The sequence below is a fragment of the Kitasatospora sp. NPDC036755 genome (genome assembly GCF_040636595.1).
Classification (GTDB): Bacteria; Actinomycetota; Actinomycetes; order Streptomycetales; family Streptomycetaceae; genus Kitasatospora.
In genome coordinates this window covers 1-3,355 of the sequence record NZ_JBEZUT010000560.1, presented here as the reverse complement: position 1 = coordinate 3,355, position 3,355 = coordinate 1, and the positions used below count along the sequence as shown (strand labels likewise).

Genomic DNA, 3,355 nt, shown 5'->3' with positions numbered 1-3,355 from the left:
GACGCTGTTCGGCGCGGGCGCGGGCGCGGGCGCGGGCGCCGGCGCGGACACGGGCGGCGGCACGGGCGGCGACGCCCGGCCGGCGGCGCCCTGCGGCACGGACGCGCTGGACGCGATGCGCCTGGTCCCCCTGGTCTTCGTCCCCCAGCGGCTGGAGAAGCTCACCGACCTGGCCCGGGAGCCGCTCTACGGCGACGTCGAACTCGCCACCGACATCGGCGGGTTCCGCTCGTCGCTGCCGGTGTACATCTCGGCCTTCGGCTCCACCCAGGTCGCCTCCTCGGGCCTCGGCCTGGCGGCCAGCCGCCAGGCCGGACGCCTCGGCATCCCGCTGGTCATCGGCGAGAACGTGGTGCCGACCAACGGCTTCGACGACGGTTCGTCCCGCGGCTCCGGGGAAGGTTCCGCCGACGAGGCCGCCGACACCGGCGACAGCATGATCGCCCGGCTGCGTGCCTACGAGCAGGAACTCCCCGACGGGATGGGCGGACTGGCGTTCCAGCAGAGCACCGAGGACGCGGACGCCGAGGTGTGGAACCAGATCTACAGCGCCCCGGCAGCGAAGGCGCTGCTGGAGTCGGGCCGCCTGGCGTTCGAGCTGAAGGTGGGCCAGGGCGCCAAGCCCGGCCTCGGCGGCATGACGGTACTGAAGCGCTCGGTGGCGGGCCGCCTGGCGAGCCAGTACAGCACCGACGAGGGCGTGTTCGGCAGCGGGGACGCCGAGCACGACCGCGTCCTGCGGTCCAGCAGCCCCGGCACGTTCACGGCGGAGATCCTGCGCCAGCAGATCCGGTTCATGCGCAACAACTACCCGCGCGCGCGGATCTGGGTGAAGCTCCCGCCCGGGCGGGACGTCCAGGAAGCGGCGGCCGTGGCGTGGGCGAGCGGCGCGGACTCGGTGACCGTGGACGGCGCCGAGGGCGGCAGCGGCTGGGCGCCCAGCAGCTTCCTCGACCAGGTGGGCCTGCCGCTGGGCGAGTGCCTGCGCCGGCTGGGGCCGCAGCCCCGGTCGCACTGCCTGCTGGCCTCGGGCCGGATGTGGGAAGGGGCCAGGGCCGTCAAGGCCCTGGCGCTGGGCGCCCGGGCCGTCGGACTGGGCCGGGCGGCCCTGCTCGCGGCCGACGAGGACCCACAGGACGGGATCACCCGGCTGGTCGCCTGCCTCGCCTTCGAACTGAGGCTGCTGATCAGCGCGTTGGGAAAGTACGCGCCGGCCGCGCTGGCTCCCGAGGACGTCTGGCTCCCGGACACCGGCGCGCTCCTCCACCCGTAGCACCCCTCTCAACCCTCTCAACCCTGTCAGCCCGGGCGCCCCGGTCACCCCGGCACGTGGGTCCCGCCCCGCAGGGCGGGGCCCCGCCCGGCCGCGACCGCTCACCCCGCACAGAAGGAGAACCGCTGTGACGAACCCGTTCGAGGACGCCGACGGCCGCTTCGTGGTCCTGGTCAACGAGCAGAACCAGCACTCGCTGTGGCCGAACGCGATCGAGGTCCCGGCCGGCTGGTCCACCGCCTTCGGCGAGAACGACCGCCAGGCCTGCCTGGAGTACATCGAGCAGCACTGGACGGACCTGGCGCCGCGCCCGTCGACGGTCGGCTGACCCGCCGGCCGCCCCCCTTTCCCCACCATTCCTTTCGCACACCCGCGTACCGCCCGGGCCAGGTGACGCAGCACCCGGTCCGGGCGGACCGTCGCGTACATCGATCACCGCCGCACCGGCACCAGAGGGAGATGTCATGGCTCAGCAGAAGGAACCCACGACGGGCCGGAAGGTCACGACCGAGGGCGGTCGCTGCCCCGGTTCGGCGCAGGAGGAGATCCTGTGCGGCCTCTTCGCCGAGGTCCTCGGGGTGCCTTCGGTGGGGGTCGACGACAACTTCTTCGCCCTGGGCGGTCATTCGGTCCTCGCGAGCCGGCTGATCAGCCGCATCCGCGGCACGTTCGGCGCGGAGCTCGGCATCCGCGAACTCTTCCGGAACCCGACCGTCGCCAAGGTGGCGGAGAGGCTGGGCGAGGGGCGTCCGGCCCGGCCCGCCCTGGTGGCGGGGGAGCGGCCGGAGGTGCTGCCGCTGTCCTTCGCGCAGCAGCGGCTGTGGTTCCTGGACCAGTTGGAGGGGGCGTCGGCGGCGTACAACAGTCCGTTCGCGTTCCGGTTGCGCGGGCCGGTGGACGTCGAGGCGTTGCGGGCGGCGATCGGTGACGTGGTGGGTCGGCACGAGGCGCTGCGGACGGTCTATCCGGCGGTCGACGGGCGGCCGCGGCAGGTGGTGCTCCCGGCCGGGGAGGTCCGGGTGCCGTTCGCGGTCGTGGAGTGCGGGGAGGAGGAGGTGGCGGAGCGGATCTCGGCCGAGGCCTTCACCGTCTTCGACCTCTCGACCGAACTCCCGCTGCGGGTGGTGCTGTTCACGCTCGGTGGGGAGGAGTCCGTCCTGTCGGTGGCGATCCACCACATCGCCAGTGACGGCTGGTCGATGCGGCCGTTGTGGGAGGGCCTGACGGCGGCCTACCGGGCCCGTCTGGCCGGTGCCGCGCCGGACTGGGAGCCGCTGGCCGTCCAGTACGCGGACTACGCGCTCTGGCAGCACCACCAGCTCGGCGAGCTCATGGACCAGCAACTCGACCACTGGGCCGAGGTGCTGCGGGACGCCCCGCAGGAGGTGGCGCTGCCGCTGGACCGGCCCCGGCCGGGGACGGCCTCGCACGCCGGTGGCCTGGTGGAGTTCGGCCTGGACGCCGAACTGCACGCGGAGTTGCAGGCCCTGGCTCGCCGGAACGGCGTGACGCTGTTCATGGTGCTGCACGCCGCGGTGGCCGCGCTGCTGTCGCGGTTGGGCGCGGGCACGGACATCCCGATCGGGACGGTGGTGGCCGGGCGTTCGGACGAGGCGTTGGACGAGTTGGTCGGGTTCTTCGTGAACACGCTCGTCCTGCGGACCGACCTGTCGGGCTCGCCGACGTTCGACGAGCTGCTGGGTCGGGTCCGGGAGGCGGATCTGGCGGCGTTCTCGAACCAGGACGTGCCGTTCGAGCGGTTGGTGGAGGAGCTGAACCCGGTTCGCTCGGCCTCGGTGCACCCGCTGTTCCAGGTCATGCTCGTGCTGCAGAACAACGAGGAGGGCACCCTCCGGCTGCCGGGTGTCACGCTGGAACCGGAGACCTTCGCCGACGCCCCGGCCAGGTTCGACCTCAACCTCATCTTCTCCGAGAACTGCGATGCCACCAACAGTCCCGCCGGCATCCAGGTCGAACTCCGTTACAGCACCGATCTGTTCGACCACGGCACTGTCGGCTTGCTCGCGGAGCGTTTGCGGCGGGTGTTGTCCGCGATGGTGGTGGATGCGGGGCAGGTGGTGG

At 72.8% G+C, this 3,355-nt stretch carries 3 protein-coding genes; all 3 read left to right on the top strand.

Annotation, left to right across the window (positions count from 1 at the left end; translation table 11 throughout):
• Positions 1 to 4 precede the first annotated feature (4 nt).
• Positions 5 to 1,273, top strand: coding sequence for a glutamate synthase-related protein (locus AB0E96_RS39845; protein WP_359831569.1), 1,269 nt, complete (start codon positions 5 to 7; stop codon positions 1,271 to 1,273).
• A 127-nt stretch (positions 1,274 to 1,400) separates the two neighbouring features.
• The gene (locus AB0E96_RS39840; protein WP_359831567.1) at positions 1,401 to 1,601 is read left to right on the top strand and encodes an MbtH family protein; all 201 of its coding nucleotides are present in this window, start codon (positions 1,401 to 1,403) and stop codon (positions 1,599 to 1,601) included.
• A 136-nt stretch (positions 1,602 to 1,737) separates the two neighbouring features.
• On the top strand, positions 1,738 to 3,355 hold a 1,618-nt coding region (locus AB0E96_RS39835), incomplete at its 3' end, for a condensation domain-containing protein (RefSeq protein WP_359831565.1).